The organism is Fodinibius sp. SL11, assembly GCF_052060035.1.
GTDB lineage: Bacteria > Bacteroidota > Rhodothermia > Balneolales > Balneolaceae > Fodinibius.
Map to the genome: position 1 here is coordinate 1 of NZ_JBPOEA010000007.1, position 23,858 is coordinate 23,858.

General features: G+C 42.3%; 21 protein-coding genes. 18 read left to right on the top strand and 3 right to left on the bottom strand.

What is annotated here, in order from left to right; translation table 11 throughout:
* Positions 1–91 precede the first annotated feature (91 nt).
* Entirely contained in the window at positions 92–1,219 is a 1,128-nt protein-coding gene (gene tgt, locus ACQ76V_RS09600) for a tRNA guanosine(34) transglycosylase Tgt (protein ID WP_441000278.1), read from the bottom strand.
* A 161-nt stretch (positions 1,220–1,380) separates the two neighbouring features.
* Between tgt and ACQ76V_RS09605 the strand changes: the two genes are divergently transcribed.
* The 9 genes from ACQ76V_RS09605 to ACQ76V_RS09645 all read left to right on the top strand — a co-directional run bounded on the left by ACQ76V_RS09605 (position 1,381) and on the right by ACQ76V_RS09645 (position 7,718).
* Positions 1,381–2,109 carry a polyprenol monophosphomannose synthase gene (locus ACQ76V_RS09605; protein ID WP_441000279.1) on the top strand — a complete coding sequence of 243 codons (729 nt, stop codon included), beginning with the start codon at positions 1,381–1,383 and terminating at the stop codon, positions 2,107–2,109.
* Between the two features lie 75 nt (positions 2,110–2,184).
* Entirely contained in the window at positions 2,185–3,150 is a 966-nt protein-coding gene (locus ACQ76V_RS09610; protein WP_441000280.1) for an acetyl-CoA carboxylase carboxyltransferase subunit alpha, read from the top strand.
* A gap of 8 nt (positions 3,151–3,158) precedes the next feature.
* Entirely contained in the window at positions 3,159–3,593 is a 435-nt protein-coding gene (locus ACQ76V_RS09615) for an acyl-CoA thioesterase (RefSeq protein ID WP_441000281.1), read from the top strand.
* A 7-nt stretch (positions 3,594–3,600) separates the two neighbouring features.
* Positions 3,601–4,053 carry a DUF2085 domain-containing protein gene (locus ACQ76V_RS09620; RefSeq protein ID WP_441000282.1) on the top strand — a complete coding sequence of 151 codons (453 nt, stop codon included), beginning with the start codon at positions 3,601–3,603 and terminating at the stop codon, positions 4,051–4,053.
* Positions 4,054–4,070: 17 nt separating this feature from the next.
* Positions 4,071–4,643, top strand: a complete 573-nt coding sequence (locus ACQ76V_RS09625) for a DUF4199 domain-containing protein (RefSeq protein WP_441000283.1) — start codon at positions 4,071–4,073, stop codon at positions 4,641–4,643.
* A gap of 17 nt (positions 4,644–4,660) precedes the next feature.
* Complete coding sequence (locus tag ACQ76V_RS09630; protein WP_441000284.1) at positions 4,661–5,596, top strand: lysostaphin resistance A-like protein; 936 nt, start codon at positions 4,661–4,663, stop codon at positions 5,594–5,596.
* An 11-nt stretch (positions 5,597–5,607) separates the two neighbouring features.
* Positions 5,608–5,877 carry a hypothetical protein gene (locus ACQ76V_RS09635; RefSeq protein ID WP_441000285.1) on the top strand — a complete coding sequence of 90 codons (270 nt, stop codon included), beginning with the start codon at positions 5,608–5,610 and terminating at the stop codon, positions 5,875–5,877.
* A 7-nt stretch (positions 5,878–5,884) separates the two neighbouring features.
* Positions 5,885–6,706, top strand: coding sequence for a phosphatidate cytidylyltransferase (locus ACQ76V_RS09640; protein ID WP_441000286.1), 822 nt, complete (start codon positions 5,885–5,887; stop codon positions 6,704–6,706).
* A complete protein-coding gene (locus ACQ76V_RS09645) occupies positions 6,693–7,718 on the top strand; it encodes a dipeptide epimerase (RefSeq protein WP_441000287.1) in 1,026 nt (341 codons plus the stop codon). Before ACQ76V_RS09640 ends, ACQ76V_RS09645 begins: the two co-directional genes overlap by 14 nt.
* Here ACQ76V_RS09645 and ACQ76V_RS09650 read toward each other — a convergent pair.
* Positions 7,715–8,179, bottom strand: coding sequence for a MauE/DoxX family redox-associated membrane protein (locus tag ACQ76V_RS09650; RefSeq protein WP_441000288.1), 465 nt, complete (start codon positions 8,177–8,179; stop codon positions 7,715–7,717). The genes ACQ76V_RS09645 and ACQ76V_RS09650 overlap by 4 nt on opposite strands.
* A gap of 78 nt (positions 8,180–8,257) precedes the next feature.
* Between ACQ76V_RS09650 and ACQ76V_RS09655 the strand changes: the two genes are divergently transcribed.
* Positions 8,258–9,154: a TIGR01777 family oxidoreductase gene (locus tag ACQ76V_RS09655; RefSeq protein ID WP_441000289.1), complete on the top strand. Its 897-nt coding sequence runs from the start codon at positions 8,258–8,260 to the stop codon at positions 9,152–9,154.
* A gap of 9 nt (positions 9,155–9,163) precedes the next feature.
* On the opposite strand, the gene ACQ76V_RS09660 is transcribed toward ACQ76V_RS09655, so the two are convergent.
* Positions 9,164–11,839, bottom strand: coding sequence for a hypothetical protein (locus ACQ76V_RS09660; RefSeq protein ID WP_441000290.1), 2,676 nt, complete (start codon positions 11,837–11,839; stop codon positions 9,164–9,166).
* 107 nt (positions 11,840–11,946) lie between these two features.
* Between ACQ76V_RS09660 and ACQ76V_RS09665 the strand changes: the two genes are divergently transcribed.
* From ACQ76V_RS09665 to dnaK, 8 genes are all read left to right on the top strand, one after another.
* On the top strand, positions 11,947–14,073 hold the full coding sequence (locus tag ACQ76V_RS09665) for a BatA domain-containing protein (protein WP_441000291.1): 2,127 nt from the start codon (positions 11,947–11,949) through the stop codon (positions 14,071–14,073).
* Positions 14,074–14,079: 6 nt separating this feature from the next.
* Positions 14,080–14,667: a hypothetical protein gene (locus ACQ76V_RS09670; RefSeq protein ID WP_441000292.1), complete on the top strand. Its 588-nt coding sequence runs from the start codon at positions 14,080–14,082 to the stop codon at positions 14,665–14,667.
* 33 nt (positions 14,668–14,700) lie between these two features.
* Complete coding sequence (gene hflX, locus ACQ76V_RS09675) at positions 14,701–15,990, top strand: GTPase HflX (protein ID WP_441000293.1); 1,290 nt, start codon at positions 14,701–14,703, stop codon at positions 15,988–15,990.
* 24 nt (positions 15,991–16,014) lie between these two features.
* Complete coding sequence (locus tag ACQ76V_RS09680; protein ID WP_441000294.1) at positions 16,015–16,683, top strand: CBS domain-containing protein; 669 nt, start codon at positions 16,015–16,017, stop codon at positions 16,681–16,683.
* Positions 16,684–16,789: 106 nt separating this feature from the next.
* Entirely contained in the window at positions 16,790–19,771 is a 2,982-nt protein-coding gene (locus ACQ76V_RS09685; protein WP_441000295.1) for a tetratricopeptide repeat protein, read from the top strand.
* A gap of 3 nt (positions 19,772–19,774) precedes the next feature.
* Complete coding sequence (aroA, locus tag ACQ76V_RS09690) at positions 19,775–21,061, top strand: 3-phosphoshikimate 1-carboxyvinyltransferase (RefSeq protein WP_441000296.1); 1,287 nt, start codon at positions 19,775–19,777, stop codon at positions 21,059–21,061.
* A gap of 48 nt (positions 21,062–21,109) precedes the next feature.
* The gene (locus ACQ76V_RS09695) at positions 21,110–21,625 is read left to right on the top strand and encodes an Hsp20/alpha crystallin family protein (RefSeq protein WP_441000297.1); all 516 of its coding nucleotides are present in this window, start codon (positions 21,110–21,112) and stop codon (positions 21,623–21,625) included.
* 152 nt (positions 21,626–21,777) lie between these two features.
* Complete coding sequence (dnaK, locus tag ACQ76V_RS09700; RefSeq protein ID WP_441000298.1) at positions 21,778–23,748, top strand: molecular chaperone DnaK; 1,971 nt, start codon at positions 21,778–21,780, stop codon at positions 23,746–23,748.
* The last annotated feature ends 110 nt before the right edge of the window (positions 23,749–23,858 follow it).

A 23,858-nucleotide genomic window follows, 5' to 3' on the forward strand; every position in this document is an offset into this window, starting at 1 on the left:
AAGCGTAGGTCCCCGCCCGCTCTTTTTTTTATCGTTCGATCCGCCCTGCACGCCCCGCGTGTAGGGCTTTTTTTGTTCTTGAAACTTAGGATTAAATTTTGGTAGCTAAGACCTCAGCCTTTTCTTTGTACCAATTATGGAAGGTGTCATTACTAATTCGCTCTTTTACTTCATCCATCAGCCACAAGTAGAATGTGAGATTATGGAGGGAGGCCAATTCCAATCCAAGCAATTCATTGTTGCGAAATAAGTGATGGATATAAGACATTTTATATTTCTGGCAGAGATCAGTGGGAAAGTCTGGATCTAACGGTTTTTGATGGTTTTTCCACTTGGCATTACGAATATTAATGTATCCGTTTTTAGTAAAGATTTGTCCGTTTCGAGCATTTCGCGTCGGAAGCACACAATCAAACATGTCAACACCCCGGGCAATTGCGTGCAGGAGATTTTCCGGTTTACCTACCCCCATTAAATATCGAGGTTTCTCTTCAGGCAGATAGTCAGTATTCAAATCGGTCAACTCATACATCAGCTCTGTAGGCTCTCCCACGCTAAGCCCACCTATAGCAATACCTTCAAAATCAAGGTCAGTAACAAATTTTGAGGATTCTATTCGAAGATCTTCGTAGGTGCCCCCTTGAACAATACCAAACTGAGCCTGTTTATGCCCATAATTTGGTTCTGTCTCTAAAAAAGCCTCACGGCCACGTTTTTCCCAACGATGCGTAAGTTCCATTGATTCTTTGGCGTATTCGTAGCTACTGGGATAAGGCGGACACTCATCCAAAACCATCATAATATCGGAACCTAACGTGCGCTGAATATCTACGATGTTTTCAGGTGTAAACATGTGTTTGGAGCCATCAATATGACTCTTGAATTTTGCGCCTTCTTCAGTAAGCTCCCGGTTATCAGATAGGGAAAAGATTTGATATCCCCCTGAATCTGTTAAAATCGGACGATCCCAATTAATAAAGGAATGAAGTCCGCCGGCTCCTTCAATAATATCACAACCGGGGCGCAGATAAAGATGATACGTATTCCCAAGTATTATCTGGGCTTTTACTTTGTCAATGAGTTCATCTTGCTTTACCGCTTTTACGGTTCCCAGCGTTCCCACCGGCATAAATATGGGGGTTTCTATTTTTCCGTGATCCGTATTGAGCGTTCCCAACCGGGCTTTGGTTGACGAGGCAGTCTTTTCTAATTTAAACAATGGCTAATAAATATTAATAAGTTTGTAATTATTTTATATTCTTAGTCGCTGAAGATAGGAAAATTATTTATGCAACATTAATAAGCTATTTTGTATTCTTAATACATTTAAAGAGAAAAAGCGTATATAGAATAGCAGAAATAATTATCTTTATAAGATTTATGTCTAAAGAGACATTAGTAATTATTCCCACGTATAACGAAGCGAATAATATTTCGGAGATTGTCGGGCAGGTATTAAATCAAGATGAAAATATTGATTTACTTATTGTTGATGATGGTTCACCTGATGGAACCGCTGATTTGGTCAAAAAAGCACAAGATAAATTTGGAGATCGATTGCATCTTATTGAGCGTTCGGGAAAATTGGGATTGGGAACAGCTTATGTGGAAGGATTTAAATATAGTCTCGAGCGAGAGTATTCGTATATCTGTGAAATGGATGCTGATTTCTCGCACAATCCAGAAGATGTTCCCAGGCTCATTGCCGAAGTCAAATCGGGCCGGGCTGATGTGGCCGTTGGATCTCGCTACGCCAACGGCATAAGTATCATTAACTGGCCGTTGAGTCGTTTGATTTTATCATATAGTGCCAATCTTTATGCCCGATTTGTTACCGGCTTACCCATTTTTGATACTACAGCCGGATTTAAATGTATTCATAGAAAAGTGCTTGAAAGCATTTCGGTAGACAAGATTCGATCGAACGGTTATGCCTTTCAAATTGAATTGCATTTTAGAGCATGGCAAGCCGGATTTACCTTGAAAGAGGTGGCTATTATTTTTCGAGAACGAGAAGAAGGCGTATCAAAAATGTCAAAATCAATTGTTTGGGAAGCTATTTGGCGGGTTTGGACGCTAAAAATCCAAAGTATATTTGGGACCCTTTAGGTTGTACGATATCTTCTTAATATCTTTGGAGTAGTTTTTATATTTGAAGTCATTTTTAAGTGATAAAAATCGTATATGCAGTATTTAGATTTTGAACAACCGATTGCCGATCTGGAAAATAAGATCAAAGAGTTGAGTGGATTATCTGTTGCGGATGATGAGGTGCTTTCCCCAGAGATAAAACGACTCGAAAAGCGTGTTAATGAACTTAGAGAATCAATATTCACAAACTTAACACGTTGGCAGCGGGTACAATTAGCCCGCCATCCTGAACGCCCCTATACGCTGGATTATATCTATAAAGTCACTGAAAATTTTGTTGAAATTCACGGTGATCGTTATCACAGTGATGACAAGGCCATTGTAGGTGGTTTTGCAACTATTGATGGACAGTCTGTGGTTATTATGGGGCATCAAAAAGGCCGTGATACTAAAAGCAGAAAGTATCGTAATTTTGGAATGGCAAATCCCGAAGGATATCGCAAAGCTCATCGTTTGATGAAGCTGGGCGAAAAATTTGATATCCCGGTGATTACCTTACTTGATACTCCCGGTGCCTATCCTGGATTGGAGGCCGAAGAACGCGGCCAGGCCGAAGCTATTGCAAAGAATCTTAAGATGATGGCTACGCTGAAAGTGCCCATCATTACGGTTGTAATTGGAGAGGGTGCCAGTGGCGGAGCTATTGGTATTGGAATGGGGAATGAGGTATATATGATGGAGAATACTTGGTATTCAGTAATTTCTCCAGAATCTTGTTCATCTATTCTTTGGAAAACATGGGATTACAAAGAACAAGCGGCAGCTGTATTAAAACTGACGGCCAAAGATTTGGAGGGTATGAATGTTATTGATGGTATCATCAAGGAACCGCTTGGCGGAGCCCACCGGAATTATGATGAAGCTGCTAAGGCAGTTAAAGAGCAACTGCTGAAATCACTAAAACGACTTAAGAAGAAGTCACCCGAAAAGCTTGTTGAATCACGAATTGATAAATATGCCAATATGGGTGAATTCAAAAGAGTATCTAACAAAAAGTAGAGATTTCGTTGTTTCCGGATAAAGATCCTATTTACCGTTATACCCATCAGCTCCGCAGCCGATATGGCGAAACGGATCAGATGGGATATGTCTATTACGGGCGATACCTCGAATATTTTGAGGAAGCGCGTACCGAAATGATACGATCGCTTGGATTGCCTTATGCTAAATTGGAGCAAAATGGTGTAATGCTTCCGGTAATACACACCCAAGTGGATTATAAATCACCGGTTTTTTATGATGAACTGATGGATGTTGAGGTATTGTTGTTTGATATCCCCACCGTTCGGCTCGAAACGTTTTATTACGTAACAACTGAACGCCGAGAAGCCCCCCATATTCAAGGGAAAGTTGAGCTTTGTTTTATGAAAGAGGATACCCGCAAACCGTGTAGGGCTCCATCAGATTTTATTGAGGGACTAAAGAAAGCAGTCAACGAGTAAAACTATTATGCAAATACGTCAGCCAATATTATATGTGGCGATATTAGTATTGGTTATTGTTGTTGTACTTGTTGCTATTGGTGGGGGATTATTTAGTCAATCTTCTCCATGGCCGATGCAATGGCAGCATAGGACCTTCTATGGTTTATGTCATCAAATTGCGGATCGCTCGTTTTGGATTAATGGACAACCTATGGCTGTTTGCAGCAGGTGCATTGGAATTTATTCAGGTTTTGCAATGGGATGGGTGCTATTGCCAGTTATCTCACTAACTGGCATAAAAAGGATGGCATCTATTAAGAAAATTGTAGTAGTTGTGCTATTATTTAATATTATTGACGCTGCCGGAAACTTCTTTGGCCTTTGGCAGAATACGTTGGTATCTCGAACGGTGTTAGGGGGTCTGCTGGGAAGTTCAGCAGCACTAATTTTTGTCGGAGATTTTTTTCATCATAACTAAAACAAAAAGGGATCATCATGGATGAAGTAGCAGAACAACAAGCAGAGCAGCAAAATCAACCGCCATATTGGACATCAGTAGGAATTGCAGGATTGATATTTGGGATTATTGTTTTTGCACTGTCATTAGTAACAAGTTATTCAGTAATTAATTCGGAGCCTACAGGCTCACTACTTTCACCGGTGCAGCTGTTGGGAGTACTCGTTTGTTTAGTTGGTGCCTTTGGGGGTATGCTGGCTATTTGGCACTATGCGAATGAATATGATGTCAGCATAAAACTTGGACGGGGAGCACTTATCGGTTTATTTACAGGTATTGCTATTGCTGTAGTCACGGTTATACTAAATCAGATTTGGCAGTTTATTGATCCTGATATGACACAAAAACTGATCGATAGTACAATTGCTAATTTTGAGGCGTCAGATTTGCCTGATGCTCAAAAGCAACAGATGATTGATGCTACAGTCCAAAACATGCGCAGCCAAAATAGTATAGGCACTCAGCTTTTATATAACCTACCCATGTATGGTATTTTAAATGTTTTGACAGGGATGATAGGAGCCAAGATTTTCGGAAATAAAGAAGGATAATTTAGGTATAAGATAAGTTGCAAAATCACAAAACATCTGAGTCTGTTACTACTGATACAAGTTACAAATCATGGGCTGAGCGCAACGGTTTTTCTGACTGGGCGTTGGCTCTTCTCTGGATTATAGCGGCCTTTATACTATTTCAGGTGACGGCTTCTGTGGTGGCTATTGCCCTTATGTTGATGAAAGGTGGTATAAGTGCCAATGCTAACGAGATGATGACGCAACTTACTGAAAATCTGGATCTGCTTTTCATTGGTAATTCGGCGGGACAGATTTTATTTCTGGGATTAGCAACATGGTTTTTTACACGACTGCACAGTTCTAAAGAGGGACGAAATTCGTTTCTTCGATTTAAAATCCCTCCCAATACTCTTCGAAAGTCAGCCATAACAATTGTATTAATTATTGCGATACAGCCGACTATTTGGTTTCTATCATGGATCAATGCTCTTTTGCCGGTTCCCGAAATGTTTAGCAATATGCAAAATACGCAGATGCAGATGATTGAAAACTATCTGCGGGGCGATCACATGTTGGTCCTTACCTTATTTCATGTAGCACTGGTCCCTGCAATTTGTGAAGAAACCCTTTATCGTGGATACGTGATGAGTGCTTTTCAAAAAAGTTGGGGTATCTGGCCGGCCATTATTATTTCAGGATTGCTTTTTGGATTATATCATGTGCAGTTAAGTAATTTAATTCCTCTTGCTACCCTGGGAATGCTTTTTGCGTATTTGACTTGGATTACCGAAAGTATTCTGCCGGCGATAGTTGCGCACTTGGTTAATAACGGTGGTAGTGTGTTGGTTGGTACTTATTATCCAGAATCAGCTTTTGCTGAAATTACGCCCGAAACAATGCCACCTCTGTGGGCCGTAATAATCAGTCTGTTAATTTCTGCTTATATTGTATATTGGTTATATGATCAAAATAAGAAATCAATAGCCTAAGGAGGTTAATTATGTTTAAAGGTTCTGAACCAAATGATATTGAAAATTGGGCTTGTGTTATGGAGGGCGGTACGGAATACGAAGTGGAAAGTGCTAAAAATTACCTTGCCAGCCTCGATATTCCCTCTAACATCTTGTCCAAACGAGATTCTTCATTTAGTGTAAATTATGGCGAAATGGGAATGGTATATTTATATGTTCCCAATGAGTACGAAAAGGAAGCCCGAGAAGCATTGGCCGAGTTTGAATTGCCGGAAGAAGGAACCAACGAAGAAGAATAATTGATCTGTGACTGAGCTTACAAAACGTATTCTATTTGCTGTCCCTGCTGCGGCTTTCTTTATATTTATTACTTGGCTCGGTAATTTTTACTTTGTTGGATTAATTATTTTGGTTGCCCTTTTTATTCAGCGAGAGCTGTCCATGCTGGCTGCTGGGGTGGGTTTCGAGCCGGATAATCTCTTCCCATATACCATAGGCTTATGGATATTATTGAGTCCCTACTTGCCGCATGTCGTTCCCATTGGAATGGCGATCTTCCTGCTATTTATAGCTATACAAATTTTTAAATCCGGTGACCAAGCATTAAAACAAGTGATAGGCACTTTCTTTTGCGGTATTTATGCGCCGCTGGGATTGTTGGCAATTATTTTGATCAGAAATACAGGCTCCTCAAGTATTGGCTTTGCCTTAACCATTGGTTTACTACTTATGGTTTGGGGGAATGATGTTTTTGCCTATTTCGGGGGCAAATATCTCGGAAAAAATAAATTAGCCCCTGCCATAAGTCCTAACAAAACGTGGGAAGGTTTTTTCTTTGGAATTCTTGGAGCATTGGTAGGATTAACAATTGCTTATTATGCTGTGCCGATAGATCTTTCAGTCTCATTGCTCATTTTGGCTCCAGTAGCGTTGCTGATAAGCGTATTTGGCCCCATTGGTGACCTTATGGCCAGTAGAATAAAACGCGCCGCTAATGCTAAAGATGCCTCTGATATTTTACCCGGGCATGGTGGTTTTTTTGATCGTTTTGATGCCCTCATCTTAGCAGGTCCCGTATTTTATCTTTATTTATATGTACTCAAAATTTTAGGATATGTCTCGTTTTAAGCTCGAATTTGAAAAGCTCGAACTTGTTCCTTCCCACCCCTTTACTATTGCACGCGGGACAAAAGAGACGGTGCCCAATGTGTTGGTTTCTTTAACCGCTGACGGTGTCACCGGTTTGGGCGAAGCTGGTCCCAACAGTCGGTATAATGAAGATGCTGATACCGTTGTCTTATTTTTAAAAAAGCTTCCCGAATCATTTTTTGATGATATCGAATCTGCTGATGCCTTATGGAAAAAATTGAAGCAAATAGATAATCCGGTACAATCGGCCAAGACTGCAGTAGAAATGGCATGGCTGGATTGGTGGGGTAAAAGTCAGAATCAACCGCTTTGGAAATTGTGGAATGCTCCTTCTCAAACAACCCCGCCTACTTCATTTACGATTGGTCTGGATGAAATTGATATCATACAGCAAAAAGTGAAAGGAGCAGAAGATTATCCCATATTGAAAGTAAAGCTGGGAACGGACAGGGATAAAGAAATTATTGAAGGTATTCGTGAAATATCAGATCAAACAATTCGGGTAGATGCGAATGAAGGCTGGACGGATTTAGAAACGGCGAAAGAGCAGATCCGTTTTCTGGCAGATAAAAATGTAGAATTTATTGAACAGCCCATGCCTGCTTCGTGCAACCAGAAGTTGGTTCAGTTAAAAGAATGGTCGCCACTACCTATTATTGCCGATGAAAGTTTTGTGGGCAGTGAGTATCTGGATGAAATAGCGGATCAGTTTGATGGGATCAATATTAAGCTCCAGAAAGTAGGAAGTATGGTTGAAGCCTTAAAGCTGATTGAGAAAGCGCGTGAGCGTGATCTTAAGGTGATGATTGGATGCATGATTGAAAGTTCTCTGGGGATATCCGCAGGGGCGTTATTGGGAGCATGGGCTGATTACGTAGATCTTGACGGCCATTTGCTGATTAACAACGATCCCTTTTCGGGCTTGACGCTTACCGGTGATAAGGAAATTGCTCTTTCAGATGCTCCGGGGTTAGGAGTATCTCGAAATTAGGACTTCTCGAGATCAGTTTGTGCAGACGGTATTTTTAAGGCCAGTATAAAAGCAATGATGGTAAGCAGGATAAGTACCGCATTCCGGATGAGTGTGAATTCCAGTCCGGATGCAAACCCAAAGGCACCAAAGCATCCGCAATTTTCTACTGACATTCCCTGTAAGTAAAAATATGAAAGCACAGAAGAGAAACCGATGAGCATCGCCATTGTGCCTGCCAGAGCCCATTTTAACAATTTATTCCAGATAAGAAATACTGCAAGAACCAGTTCGATAATTGATGTCGCAATTACAATAAAATTAGCATATTCAATAAGCCAGTAAAATTCAGTAGCTAACAACTCAACGAGGTAACGTGCTTCTGAACCACTGATGAGTTTTCCGATTCCCGATAGCAAAAACAGAATGCCCAGGAGTAAGCGAATGCCAATTAATGTTTTGCTGAGATAAGAATGATTCATAGTAAAACTGATTCGCAATGGAATGCTATTGAGATTCTAAATGTAGTAGCTTCAAATAAATAAAAAAGAAAAATATTTATGAAGATCTTAATTACAGGAGGCACCGGTTTTATAGGGTCCTATTTACGAACCTTACTATTACAAGAAGGACATTTTTTAACTATTGTGAGCAGGTCTCCAAGAGAATATGAGAATGAAACGGCCAAAAATCAGCAATTTGTTTCTTGGGATGATAACCTGGTGCCGGAAATGGAGGAGGCTGATGCGGTGATAAATTTAGCCGGTTCCTCTATTTTTGGAACTCGGTGGACCGAGGAAGTAAAAAAGAAAATCTATTCCAGCCGTATAAAGAGTACGGAACAACTCGTTGAAGCTATTAAGGTTGCGGACAATCCACCGAAGGTCATGATTTCTGCTTCGGGAGCTGATTATTACAAGCCGGCGGGCGATACCGTGTTAGATGAGTCGGCACCTGCCGGGGACAGTTTCTTGTCCGAAGTGTGTGTGGATTGGGAGAAGGCCGCTCAGCCAGTTACTGAATTTGGTGTTCGGTTAGCGAGTCCGCGGATTGGGGTAGTGCTTGAAAAAGACGGTGGGGCCTTACAACAGATGTTGCTTCCGTTCAAACTTTTTGTAGGCGGGGCCATTGGCAGTGGTGAGCAATATTTCCCCTGGATCCATATGCTTGATTTATGCCGTGGATTACTGTTTCCTTTACAAAATGTAGAACTGGAGGGCCCATATAATTTAAATGCCCCTAATCCGGTGACGATGAACGAATTTGCAAATGAACTGGCATCCCAGTTACATCGCCCGTCGCTGTTTCGAGTACCAGAATTTGTATTGGATATTGCCTTGGGGGAAGCTGCTAATCCCGTAATTACAAGCAAGCGTTTGCAACCAAAAAAGCTACAGCAACTTGGATTTGAGTTCAATTTTGCTCACCTGAGACAGGCTTTAGGGGATATCCTGTAACATAAACTATTATTTTTTAACGGTCTCGTTATCATTACTGCTATCATCGGTATCTGTACCAAAGATCGTCCACGTGCGTAATCCCTCACGTGTCTGTGCAATAAGTTCATTATAGCCATCACCATCGATATCGGTCACAATAGGATATCGCATGCCGCTGGTAGGCACTGAATAAATACGTTCCCCGTTGAGGATCTCCCAAGCGTAGAGGCGTCCGAAGTTAGCTAATGCTATGATATCATCTTGGCCATTTTTATCAATATCTGAGATAAAAGGTGAAAATTTGGGAGCAGCCGGCTGGCCCATACTTTGTGTAAATCGTAGTTGACCCTTCTGATTAATTAAAAACACGGAACCATTTGAACTCATTGTTAATATCATCGGTTCGCGATATGTACGGTCTCCATCCTGTACGGTTAACTCGCTGATGGAAGGCGTTCCTACTAATGCACTGTTTGAGGCATAAACAGCTTCGATATCAGAAGATTCGGTACTTGTTTCAAAGACGTTGAGAGAATCTGCGAATAACTTGTTTGGGCCCATGGAGTATAAATAACCGTCTGCGGCGTTTCCTAAAATATTACCTTCATAAAGTACCGGAGATCCGTTTAATGAGGCATTGATGAATTTAGGAAATCCATTTAACTCCTTACCATTTGCTCGCCATCCATGGAGGGCATTTTCTGCGAATGCTAAGATTGTTGCTGCACCTTGATAGTTGGTAACTGTTGGAGGCGTTTTTATTTCTGCATTCGTAATAATAGGCCAACCGTCTATATTGTCACCACGGCCATCCAAAAGGTGTAGCTTTCTATCAGCGGTGGCAATCATTGCGTTTGGTAATCCGTTTCGGTCGATATCTTCTACTACTAATGGAGATGTTATTTCTTCATTGAGTGCGAAAGGAAACTTGGGAAGAAGCTGTCCATTATCATTCCATCCATATACTTTGTTACCTGCAGCAAGCAGAATTACATTTTGATTCGTCCCATACCAGTCATAAACAACAGGAGATCCGATGGGGGTATCAGATTCGGTGTTAGCTTGTAATACAACCGTTCCGTCAGCTGCAAGAGCGTAAAGATTGCCGGATTCCGTAGCAAAAATAACCTCATCTCTGTCACTGCCACCAATATCAGCTAAAATTGGTTTGCCAGATAAGTCAGAGCCTGTAGGGAACAACCATTTTTCTTGATATGGTGCCGTACGATCTTGCGTTTGATATGCTTTTAAACTGAAGGAAAAGTCGCTACCGCTGTTTGCTGTGGTCGATGCGGTTATAAGATCAAATTTAGAAGTAAGTGCATTAAGATAATTATTCGGAGATAGAAAAGGTTCTACAAACGAATAAAAGTCATTATTAGCAACAAAGAATCCACTTATTTCTTCAGGCAGTTCCTTTTTTATATCCCGAAAGGCTTGTTCGTAGTACATAGTGCGACGCCGACTGCGGTCAGAAGAAACAGCTTCAACAAGTCCTTTACGTTTTGAGATCGCAACGACATCCCCGATTATATTCAGATAAAAATTCTGAAAGGTACAAAAAGAGCTTCCGATGAGTTGGGCAATAGCGTTACTCTGAATGATATACGTTCCATCTCTGCGTTGGATATGATTATCACGAGTAAGTGAATTAAGAGCCCGACGAAGAGCAGGGACATCCGACACTTTTCGCAGAAAGAGATGTTCGCCGGTAGAAAGAAATCCGGACTGAGCATACATTACCAGCGAAAATTCTGGGTCAAGTGTTTTGGCAATATCAGAAAATGCAATTTGGTCGTTTATAAGAACTGAATCTAAGCGTGTAGTATCGGGCAGGGTGGTCGGGGGCACTTTTCTGGGTGCAAGGCGAAACAGTCCTGCTGCCGCTGCATTAGAAGAAATGTATTGATCCAAAACAATAGGGGCATTAGTGGATGATACGGCCGCGACCAGGTCAGACGGGATTTTTTTGTTGAGTGGGATGGAGCCGGCAAGTTCAATCATGCTACCTTGCTCTTCGCCTTCTTGTTTAACGGATAATAATGTTGGTTCAGTACCCTCAAGGGCATTCATAATCATTGGACGATAGGTGACCATGGATAGTTGCTGTGCCCATTTGTCAAGAGAGGGAGTATTCATAATGATATTCCCGGGTTGGGGGGTAATATCCGAAAGGTTTGCCCGAGGTTGTGTACCTATATACGCTCGGATGGACTCTTCAAGTGCAAGGCTGGATTCGGACATGAATAGATCATCATGAAGTTGTGCTGCAAAAAGTCTCCGGTCACCAAGATGTAATATATGTATCTTGACGTTGTTAAAGCTGTACTGGTTTTGTGAAAAATCCAGGTAAAAGTTGGATTGCATCCGTTCGATAAAACCGCTGGATGCTTGAGCCATCCATACAATAGCAAGCTTATTATCGGTGTCTGGATAGAGTGTGACAGCATTTAATGAAACTGGGGATTGAGCCGTAGAGTCTATCCTTGATAAAAGTTGAACGGCTGAAGATGTGATGTCATCTAATAAAGGAGTGTGAGATGCATTAAGAACTGAATTGAGCGTAGCTGCTTTATCGGGAATGATAACAAAAGGTGCTTTTTGGGGCACCGCATCTGACCAGTTTTGGTCGGAAATATTTGAACATGACGCTAATAGTAAAATGGTAAGTAAATAAAGTACTGCAGCTTTCAACGTATTCATGAATGGGGTAAATTTTCTACGTAATATTATTAAAATATCGCTGTTAATTTAATAGCTTATGCCAAGGCATGTTTTTTGAGCCTTTAAAAGTAACAATTTTGATTTAAATGAACTTTCTTAATCCGCTATTTTTATTGGGGCTTTTGGCCGTCGCAATACCTGTTATCATTCATTTGATAAATCTGCGTCGGCCACAAAAGGTTGCTTTTTCAACCCTTTCTTTTTTTAACGAGCTTCGTAAAATTACAATTCGTCGTATACGAATCAAACAATATTTGCTGCTTGCGCTTCGAACGCTTGCCGTGTTATTTTTAGCTCTTGCCTTGGCTCGTCCTTTTTTGCCTCCAACTATAACAGGGTCAGCAAGTTCCGGGCAATCTCGATCAGTAGCTATCTTAATTGATAATAGTATTAGCATGAGTCGGGTTGGGACTAATGGGCCCCTGATTGAGCAAGCGAAAACTATTGGCAACCGAATCGTTAGAAACGGTAATTCTGATGATAAATTTCTTATAAAAACGACAAATATCCTTGATGCAACAAATGCTGGTTTTGTCAGCGCCAACCGTGCGATTGCTGAGATTGATGATATAACGGCTGTTAATCGTGGTCATTATACCACAGATCAGTTTAAGGAAGTATATCGGCAGTTGAAAGAGGCACCGGAATCCCAATTGGTGTTATATGTCATTTCTGATGGACAGGCCAGCCAATTATCAGATTTGGAAGGGATCGATATCGATAATGGGTCAGAAACTCAATCGGTGTCAGTTCAGCTTATAAGGCTGGAGGAAGCTAAGCAACAAAATGTGGCTGTTAAGTCAGTTATACTCCAGAATCAGCTCTTAAGTCCCGGATCGCCGATAACGTTATCGGTAGAAGTGGAAAATACCGGTGACGCAGCTGTCGCTAATCAGTTCGTCTCGTTGCAGGTTGAAGGAGAGATGACTGGCCAGTATGAGACTTCCTTGGAGGCGGGCGAAACAAAAGATTTTTTATTTGAGATTATTCCGGATGAAATTGGATATCTGTCCGGGCAAATTCTATTGGAGGGTGACCAAGTAGATTATGATAATACAAGACACTTTGTAGTACGTATTCCGCAGCAGCGATCAATTTTGTTAGTAAATAACAGCCAGGAGTCTTCATCTTTCAGATCATATATAGCTCCGGCTTTAAAGGCGGCACGGGAAACTAATGCCCGAATATTATTCGAGGAAAAACAGGTAGACGAAATTGAACAGGGAGAATGGACCAACTATGATGGGGTAATACTTAATGGGTTGATCAATATCCCTGCATATTGGCATCAGGGGCTACGCCAATATGTACAAGACGGTGGAGGTATCCTGTTTTTTCCATCGGAACAGGGAGAAATAAAAAGCTATAATAAATTCTTTTCTCTTTTTAATGCCGGTCGTTTTGATAATGTGATAGGAGAGTACGGTTCTTTTGAAACCATTTCGAAAATGGCGGCACTTGAAGAAGGCCATCCTATATTAGATGATATTTTCAATAAGAAACAAGACGAGGAGATTCGTGTTGACTTACCTTCGCTGTTCTACTACTACCACTACGAGCCTGCTTCGCAAGCTAATAGCCTGACTCTTTTAGAAGCTGAAAATAATGATATTTTGCTTGCTGAACACAAGTTTGGTGAAGGCAAGCTGCTTACCTCGGCATTGGGCCCTGATCCGGGATGGTCGAACTTTCCGGTGAATCCGCTTTTTGCTCCGTTATATTACCGGGCTATATTATATGCCTCTTCCCCTGAACGAGGGGGGCTGCAGCAGCATCAGCTTGGCAATACTTTTGAGTGGGTAGAGGATGTCTCAGAAACGGATATCATCCTTTCGCTCAACGGAACGGATTACAAACCAGATGTTCTGCGACAAGCCAATGGCCTGAAAATAAGTTATGAGGGAAGGGAATGGGAACCCGGAATCTTAGAAATTTCTGCCGGAGACCAAGAAATACAGGTAGCGATAAATCAAAATATAATGGAATCGTATTTTGATACGTTAGATGATAAGCAATGGCAAAATATACTGTCTGACAAGATATATACACCCGATATTATTGCGGGAAATGATCTCTCGACTGATAAACTCGATGAGCAGCTGCGATCTTCTGTTTTCGGAAAAGAGATTTGGAATTGGTTTATTTGGATAGCATTGCTTTTTTTAGTTATAGAAACATTAATTACCCGGCTATACAAGGCCGAGTCAACGTAAGATAACATGGTAAATAGTGAGATAGATATTATCCTTTGGTTGGTATTGGGTCTATTTACGCTGGGTGCAGCCTTGTTGGCTACTTTCTCTTTAATTAATGTTGTCCGGTTACGAAATGTGCGGTTGAGCTGGAAAACCGGAAAACTGGGAGGATATCCGCTGTTTTCGACCTTATTTATGGTCACGGTTTTTGTAGCGGCCGGCGCTGCAATATACCGCGGAGCAACAAGCGAAATAGTACTTGCCGGCATATATGGCTGGCTCGGATTTTGCTGGTTTACATCCAGTTTTTTGGCAACCAAACGATATATTACCGATCATGGCATTGTGAAAAACGTAAATGAACCATCACAAACCGTAGCCTGGCACCAGATCCGTGATTTTGTAGAAACTGAACAAGAAACTTATACGCATTATATTTTTATCTATAACATTGATAAAAGTGATAATAACGATCAATTTATTCGTTTGGAGCTTGATGTACCTCATTACAAAAAAGAACCTTTTAAAAAATTGATTTCTCATAAACTCGGGCGGCGAATTCGTTGTTATGTTAAGGATGATATAAACATCCAGCAGTTTAAACAGCTGTAGCAATCACAATTACAACTTTTAGATTTTACTCATTTGTTTGAAGAGATACGAAATTCTGATATTGTTCAAGAGCGGGCCATTCTTGTAGGAGTTTATGGTCCCGAAACCCCGCGCATCCAGGCCGAGGAATATCTGGATGAGCTTGAACTGCTCACCTATACCGCTGGCGGTAAAACGATAGATAAAGTTCTGCAAAATCGCATGCATCCTGATCCGTCTTCGTATGTTGGATCGGGTAAGTTGCGGCAACTCAAGTCGATGAAAGGGGATAGAAATATTGATACGTTTATATTTGACGATGACCTTTCACCGACCCAGATTCGGAATATCGAAAAAGAAACCAAGGCTAAAGTACTGGATCGCAGTGGATTGATTCTGGATATTTTTGCTTCTCGAGCAAAGACCGCAGCCGCAAAAACACAGGTAGAGCTTGCTCAGTTACAATATTTGTTACCCCGACTGACACGATTTTGGACGCACTTATCGCGACAACAGGGTGGTATTGGTACACGGGGCCCCGGTGAGTCACAGATCGAGATGGACCGTCGTATGATTGACAAGCGTATCGCTACACTCAAAGACAAGCTCGACAAAATTGATCAGCAGCGCCAGACCCAACGTAAAGGGCGGTCTGATAAAGTACGGATTTCGCTTGTTGGGTATACGAATGCCGGAAAATCTACATTGATGAATGGGTTGACGGATACGAAAGTATTGGCCGAAAATCGCCTGTTTGCAACACTCGATTCAACCGTTCGACAGTACGAAGTTGGTAACCATGAAGCGCTTCTGTCTGATACAGTAGGATTTATCCGGAAGCTGCCACACGATCTTATTGCGAGTTTTAAATCTACCCTCGATGAAGTGCGCGAATGCGATATTTTATTGCATGTAGTAGATGCCTCATCCCGTGTTGTGCAGGATTATATTGATGTAGTCAATGATACCCTTGAGGATATGGATGTCAATGATAAAAAAAGTCTGCTTGTGTTTAACAAGATGGATGCCATCGATTCGCATCGCATTAACGAGCTAAAACGGGCTTATCCTGATGCCGTATTTATTTCTGCGGAGCGGGGCATTGGACTGGATAAATTAGAACATAGAATCAAGGAACTTATTGAGGAAGATTTCGTTACAGAAACGAGGACCATCCCTGCAGCAAAGTATGAAGGAGTCGCATTTTTACATCGCGAAGCAAATATTATAGAAAAAAAATACGTAGGTTCAGATATAAAGCTTACGTTTAGTATAGATAAAGCAGATCTAATGAGACTTAACGCTATACTTGACAATATTGATACGGCCGAATCAGTTATGTAATAAATTGTATTATATTATCTACCAATGCTTGCAAATAAATCCATAACAAAATCAGAGTTTAAACCTCTTCGAGGTTCCGATACCGTTGAGGAAGTCAGGGACCGTTTGGAGCAGGAAGAGGTAAATGCATTACCGGTCGTAGATCCCACAACGCAAAAACTTATTGGTCAGATAGATAGCGACCAGCTTTTGGAAGCAGAAGACGATCAGAATATCTCTGAACTGCGGATGGATAAGGCCATCAAGATTTATGAAGGGCAGCACATCTTTGAAGGGGTTCGGTTGATGTTACAATATGAGCTTAATTTACTACCCTTGGTTAATAAAGAATCTTCTTTTTTGGGCGTTATAACCAAACAGCAAATATTGGAGTCGATCTCCAAGATGATGAATCTCGAACAAAAGGGTTCGGTATTGACGATTGAAATTGAGCCCATTGACTTTTCGCTCTCCGAAATTGTGCAAATTATTGAGGCCGAGGGGGCTAAAATTCTGGGAGTAGCGGTAGAAAGTACCGATGGCAACCACCAGGCATTTGAAGTATCGGTAAAACTTAACTTAGAGGATATTTCTCGGGTAACGGCCGCACTCAAAAGATATGGGTACACTGTTCTTGTGGAATCGGAGAGTACTGTGCTCGAAAATGACCTTGAATATCGTGCTGATGAACTGATAAAATACATAGATATGTAAATCTATGTATAATGGAATTCCTTTCTGGTATTTTCGGAACAAATACTCAATTCTTGGTATATTCAGTAATAACTGAAACCTGAATTTTATTTGATCAATGGTAAACGTGCGCCGAATTATTAGCTTATTATTTATCGGTATACTCACTGTCTTTACGCAACTACATGCGCAAGAAATACAGGAGTCGGCTTCTAACGACTTTGACAATGCTGTTACCCTTTTTAATAAAGGGCTTTTTGAAGAATCTATTTCTGAATTCAAGCATTTTATCCGGGATCATGAAAATCATCAGCTTGTTACTACGGCGAACTATTATTTAGCAAGAGCTGAGGCTAAAACGGATTCTATCAATAAATCACCGAATTTTGAAGAGTTTATTGCTGATTATCCGTTTTCCAGTTACTCCTCGAAGCTGCTTTTTGATCTTGGTCAGCAGGCCGATAGTGCAGCCCGATACAAAGAGGCCGTAATCTATTATAGCCGCGCACAAAAATTGGGACTGGATAAAAAAGCTTCAGCTAAGGCCTACTATTGGATGGGGGAATCAGCTGCCATGGATAGTAATTTTGTAGAAGCCCGCGAATATTTTATGACGTTGGCTGATAAATACCCCAAAAGCGAATGGGCAGCTAAGGCATTATATACGCGCGGACGATTGTATCTGAGCGAAAATAAATATGATTCTTCGACGGTTGCCTTTGAGATCTTGAAAGACCGTTATCCCAATAACGAAATGACCCGCCGTGTGGGCACAGCGTTAGGAGAGTCGTACTATCAGCAGGGTGAATACCAGCAAGCCATTGAAGCCTTCAAAAATGCGATGCCTTACCTTGATGGTGCAATGCGTTCCAAAGCGGTTTATTTGATTGCAGAAAGTAATAATTATCTGGGGAAGTATGATGAAGCTTCGAGATATTACAAGCAGTATATAAATTTAAATGAGGGGACAGATCGAGTACGTGTAGCCCATTATGGGTTGGGCTGGTTGTATCACAAACAGGAGATTTACCATTGGGCGGCCGATGAATTTTCTAAAGCTGCGGAGGGCGACGACGAAATGGCGCGAAAGGCATTGTACTATAAAGCGGTAAATGAAAAGCTTGGGTCACGATATGCCGAGGCGTTAAATACGTTTCGCTCTTTTGGGGATCGTTTTCAAGAAGGACTTTGGGTAGAGCAGGCCTATTACGAATGGGCGGTGACGGCGTATGAGGTCGGCCGGCATACGGAAGCAATTAATGCCTTACTGCCGCTGGTGCGAAGTGATCGTGAGTTGGACTGGAAAGGTAAAGTTTATACCCTGCTTGGGGAAGCATATTTTGCAAACAAAGAATATACACGAGCCCTACAGGCATTTGAGGCAGCCGAAAAAGTTACCGATGTTGATCCCGCAATAAAGCGGCAGGCAAAGTTTCAAAAAGCGTGGGTACAGTACAGTAATCAGGCATATAAGCAGGCCCAGCCTATTTTCAGGTCGGTTTATAATGAAGCGCCCGAAACCAAGTTGGGAAAGGAAGCACTTTTCTGGAGTGCCGATGCACTTTATCAGATACAGCAATATGGCCCGGCTGCCAAGCAGTTTTCGGAATTTATCAGTCGTTACCCGGATCATGAAATGATTGGCCCGGCGAACTATGCACTGGGTTGGAGCTATTTTAAAAATGGCGATTATGAGCAGTCGATTGATCCGTTTGTCACATTTTATGAAGATTATGAAGCGCCCGATGTGGCATTATATCCTTATGATACGGATACGCAGCTGCGCATAGGGGATGCCTACTATGCAATTAACGATTATGATAATGCTATTTCATATTATCAGGAAGCGATAGGGGCTGAACCCGGTGGTGATTATGCAATGTATCAAATGGCAAATAGTTACTATCGGGATGAACAGACCTACGAAGCCGTAACAACATTTCGGCGATTTCTAAGAATTTATCCCTATAGTCAGTTTGTGGAACAGGCCCAGTATAATATCGCCTATATCTATTTGAATACGGGGAATTATACTCAGGCGGTTGAAGAGTTTCAGGAGGTCATCAATAAATATCCCAATACCGAATGGGCGGCGCGTGCGCAATACAACATTGGTGATGCCTATTATAACGCCGGTGATTATCAAGAAGCTATTGCCGCTTATAAAGATGTGATGGAAGGGTATCCGCAAAGCGAGTATATCATTGAGGCCGTGAACGGAATTCAGTATTCGCAGATGTCATTGGGACAACCTGATTCGAGCTCGGCCATCTTAGAAGATTTTATTGCTGATCATCCCCAGACGTCAATGGCCGACAGGCTTCGATTCCGACAGGCTGATAACCGTATGCAGTCAGGGAATTATCAAGCAGCTATTGATGAGTTTCAGCAGTATATCAGAATAACCAATAACCAGGAGCTATTGCCTGATGCCCATTTTAATTTGGCAAATGCTTATGAGCAAACCGATCAAATTGCCAAGGCTGTGGACCAATATGAGATGATTGTCAATGACTTTCCAAATTCCGAGCGCGTTGGTCCATCGCTGGCATCACTGGGCCGCATCGCTTTTTCCCGAGTAAATTATCAAGAGTCTTTTAAATATTTCAGTCAGCTTGCTGAACAGCAGCAGAAATACCGGCATGAAGCATACATTGGTATGGGGAATGCGCAGCTGGCGATGAATAATCTTAGTGAAGCTGAGAAGTATTATCAATCGGCGCTGCAAGGTAATGAAAATTATGAGCCAGCAAAGGTTGGTTTAGCAAAAATTGCTATTGAAAATGAAAATTATCAGCGAGCCGAAGATATGTTATCGCCTATTGCGGAATCTAATACCACCGAAGTGGGGGCTGAGGCCCAATACTATTTAGGTGAACTGTATCAGAAGCAGGGGAATTACGAACAGGCGGTCAAGGCCTATGCCAATGTAAATATTTTGTATGAGGCATTTAGCAATTGGGTGGCCCGAGCCCTGTTAAAGCAGGCGGAAAGTTATATTCAGATGGGAAAGACTGGGGAAGCACGCTCTACGCTCAATACGCTTGTCGAAGATTATCCCGGTACGCCTCAGGCCAAAGATGCAAAACGAATATTGGATTCACAGTAGGGTATGAAAAAAGAAGTTAGTCCCGCACCTATCTTAAAGGGAACGATAAAGCTGCCGGCCGATAAATCTATTTCCCATCGTTCGGTTATGTTTGCCTCCTTGCACAAAGGTCAATCTTCTATTCACAATTTCTCTTCTGCTGCAGATCCACACAGTACAATCGAATGTATGCAGGGATTGGGAGTGACGGTTCGTAAAACTGGCAACACCGTTGAAGTGGAAGGGGTAGGACGGGACGGATTGCAGTCACCCAAAGAAGATTTAAACTGCGGAAATTCTGGTACTACCATGCGTCTGCTGAGCGGTATTATTGCAGGGTCGGGCGTTTCGGCGCGTCTTGTTGGTGATGAATCCCTGTCAGCTCGCACGATGAAACGGATTATTGATCCACTCACCCAAATGGGGGCAGAAATTACTGCTCGCGCAAATGACTTTGCTCCATTGCAGATTAATCGGACCGGCCCGCTAAAGCCGCTGCATTTTCCATTGCCTATACCCAGTGCACAGTTAAAGTCGTGTGTATTGCTGGCAGGTTTGTTTGGCGATAAGGCGACCGAAGTAATAGAAACGCTACCGAGTCGTGATCATACCGAACGGCTGTTAGATTTGCCGATAACGGAGAAAAATGGACAACGACATATATATTCGTCACAAGCTGATGATATTCCTGCCCAAGATTATCGCATTCCCAATGATTTTTCAGCAGCCGCTTTTTGGCTGGTGGCCGGAGCTGTTCATTCCAATGCAGAAATCACACTGCCCAACGTAGGAATGAATCCCACTCGCTTTGGAGCGTTGGATATCCTAATACAAATGGGTGCTGATATTACCGTTCGCAATGAGCACAACGAAGGTGCCGAGCCGGTAGCGGATGTAACAGTTTGCAGCTCTGACCTTAAGCCGATTAAAATTACAGAAGAGATCGTCCCCAATTGCATTGATGAAATTCCAATCCTGATGATTGCCATGCTTTTTGCCGACGGGGTTTCACACGTGAGTGGTGCAGAAGAGTTGCGGCACAAAGAAACCGACCGACTGAAAGCAATGGGAGAAATGTTGTCAAAAGCTGGTGCCGATGTTACCGAGCATAAAGATGGCTTTGAAATTAGAGGGGACTCTGACTTCAGACCGGAACCGGCATCCTATGACAGTTTTCACGATCACCGCATTGCCATGTCGGCCGCTGTATTGAGTATGATGGGAGATCAACCATCCCAGATAAAGGATGCCGAATGTACTGCCATTTCTTACCCATCGTTTTGGGATGATCTGTCACTTCTGACGAATTGATTGGGCAATCCGCAAATCTGACAATTCACTCTTGTTGATGACGCAATAATGCCAATACGTCATAAAAGTATCCCTCCTATACAGCTTGGCATTGTGATTGCTCATATAAAAGTGAATTTGAAAGAAATGGGTAAATCCATGAATGATTTTACGGTTGATATTGAACGACAGCTGAACAAGCTGGGAAAAGATATACAGGATTTTGTGGAACGTATTGTACCTCTGGAAGACAGGGGACATGATTTTACGCCAGCTTGTGATATTGTTGAAAGCGATGAAACATACGCGATTAAACTGGATTTGCCCGGTTTGTCAAAGAAAGAAATTAATATTGCTCTCAAGGAGCATGTTTTAACGGTGAAAGGCGAACGGGCTGAGGAGTTAGACAACTCTGAAGTTTATCGTCGCCAGGAGCGCTCTACGGGCGTATTTTCGCGCTCGTTTGCGTTGCCAGAGAACGTGAATACTGCTGAAATTGATGCAGTATTTCGCAATGGGGTATTAACGATTACGATGCCCAAATCGGATGTTCTCAATGATGCAGAATCTATTCCGATTAAATAAAAATATACAAGTGTCATGCTGAACTTGTTTCAGCATCTGCACTGCGAAACAAACTTCTGTTGCGCAGATCCCGAAACGAGTTCGGGATGACATGATTTACAAGAAATTGCACAAAGAATTAAACAAACAACAAAAAATCATAAACTACTATTATGGGAAAGATTATAGGAATTGACTTAGGTACAACCAACTCCTGCGTTGCTGTAATGGAGGGCAATGAGCCTACTGTTATTCAAAACTCAGAAGGCGGTCGAACAACCCCATCGGTTGTGGCATTCTCCAAAGACGGTGAACGCTTAGTTGGTGCACCTGCTAAACGGCAAGCTATTACGAATCCAGAAAAAACGATTTCTTCAATCAAGCGGTTCATGGGCCGCTTTTATGACGAAGTGAAAGAAGAGGCTAAGCAAGCTTCTTACAAGATTGTAAAAGGTGAAAATAATACGGCCCGCGTTCAGATTGAAGATCGCAAATATGCCCCGCAGGAAATTTCTGCCATGGTGCTTCAGAAGATGAAGCAGACCGCGGAAGAATATCTTGGCGAAGATGTAACTGAAGCGGTTATTACCGTGCCGGCTTACTTTAATGATGCGCAGCGTAAAGCTACCCAGGAAGCGGGAGAAATTGCCGGACTCGAAGTAAAACGAATTATTAACGAGCCTACCGCGGCTTCGCTGGCATATGGTCTTGACAAGAAAGACGATGATATGACCATTGCGGTTTACGACTTGGGTGGCGGTACGTTTGATATCTCTATCCTTGAACTGGGAGACGGCGTGTTTGAAGTAAAATCCACAAGCGGCGATACGCATCTTGGTGGGGACGACTTCGATTCACGTCTGATTGATCACCTGGCTAAGGAATTCAAGAAAGATGAAGGCATTGATCTTCGTGAAGATCCAATGGCAATGCAGCGACTTAAAGATGCTGCTGAAAAAGCCAAGATCGAGCTTTCAAGCTCACAGAAAACGAATGTGAACCTACCGTTTATCACCGCTACTGATTCTGGACCAAAACACCTGAACATTGATATTACTCGATCAGAATTTGAAAAGATGATCGATGATTTGGTTCAAAAGACCATGGATCCTTGCAAGAAGGCACTTGACGACGCTGATATGACCAAGAATGATATTGATCAGGTGATCTTGGTTGGTGGATCTACCCGAATTCCAAAGATACAAGAAGTTGTAAAAGATTTCTTTGGTAAAGATCCAAGCAAAGGCGTTAACCCTGATGAGGTTGTAGCTGTTGGTGCGGCCATCCAGGGTGGAGTAATGTCTGGCGATGTTGATGATGTTGTACTGCTTGATGTTACGCCATTGTCACTGGGTATTGAAACGCTTGGCGGTGTTTCAACTCAGCTTATAGAATCGAACACCACTATTCCGACCAGCAAGACTGAAACATTCTCTACTGCTGCTGATAACCAGACCAGCGTAGAAATTCACGTGCTGCAGGGTGAACGTGCCAAAGCACAGGATAACCGAACACTTGGACGTTTCCACTTGGATGGTATTCCTCCGGCACCGCGTGGTGTACCTCAAATTGAGGTTAAGTTCGATATTGACGCTGACGGTGTGCTCAATGTAAGTGCCAAGGATAAAGGTACTGGAAAAGAGCAGAGCATTCGCATCGAGTCTTCTTCCGGATTGTCTGAAGAAGAGATCGAGAAGATGAAAGAAGAAGCTGAAAAGCACGAAGAGGAAGACGAGCGTATCCGTGAGCGTGCTGAGAAGTTGAATAAAGCGGACAGCTTGGTATTCTCTACACGCAAGCAGCTTGATGAGCATGAAGATAAAATTTCTGCCGAGAACAAAGAGAAAATTGAAGCTGCACTTGAGAAAGTGAAAGAGCTCCACGATCAAGAGAAAGTGGATGAGCTTGATGAGGCCATGGAAGAATTGAATAACGCATGGTCAGAAGCTTCTCAAGAAATCTATCAGGGAGCTGCCCAAGGTCAACCCGGAGCCGGTGCTGCCGGACCGGGAGCCGCTGCAGGAGCAGCCGCCGGAGCTGGAGCTCCAAACGGAGCCGCTGGGGCCGAAGCTGATGAAGGTGGTGACGAAGATGATGCCGTTGATGCTGATTTCGAAGTTGTCGATGATGATGACAAGGAATAACAGCAGATCTTAATAACAGTTAAAAAGCCTCTCACCAAATGGTGAGGGGCTTTTTTTATGGAATATTTTTCTTCAACACATTGGTAAGCCTTTATTTGAAGATGTGCGGA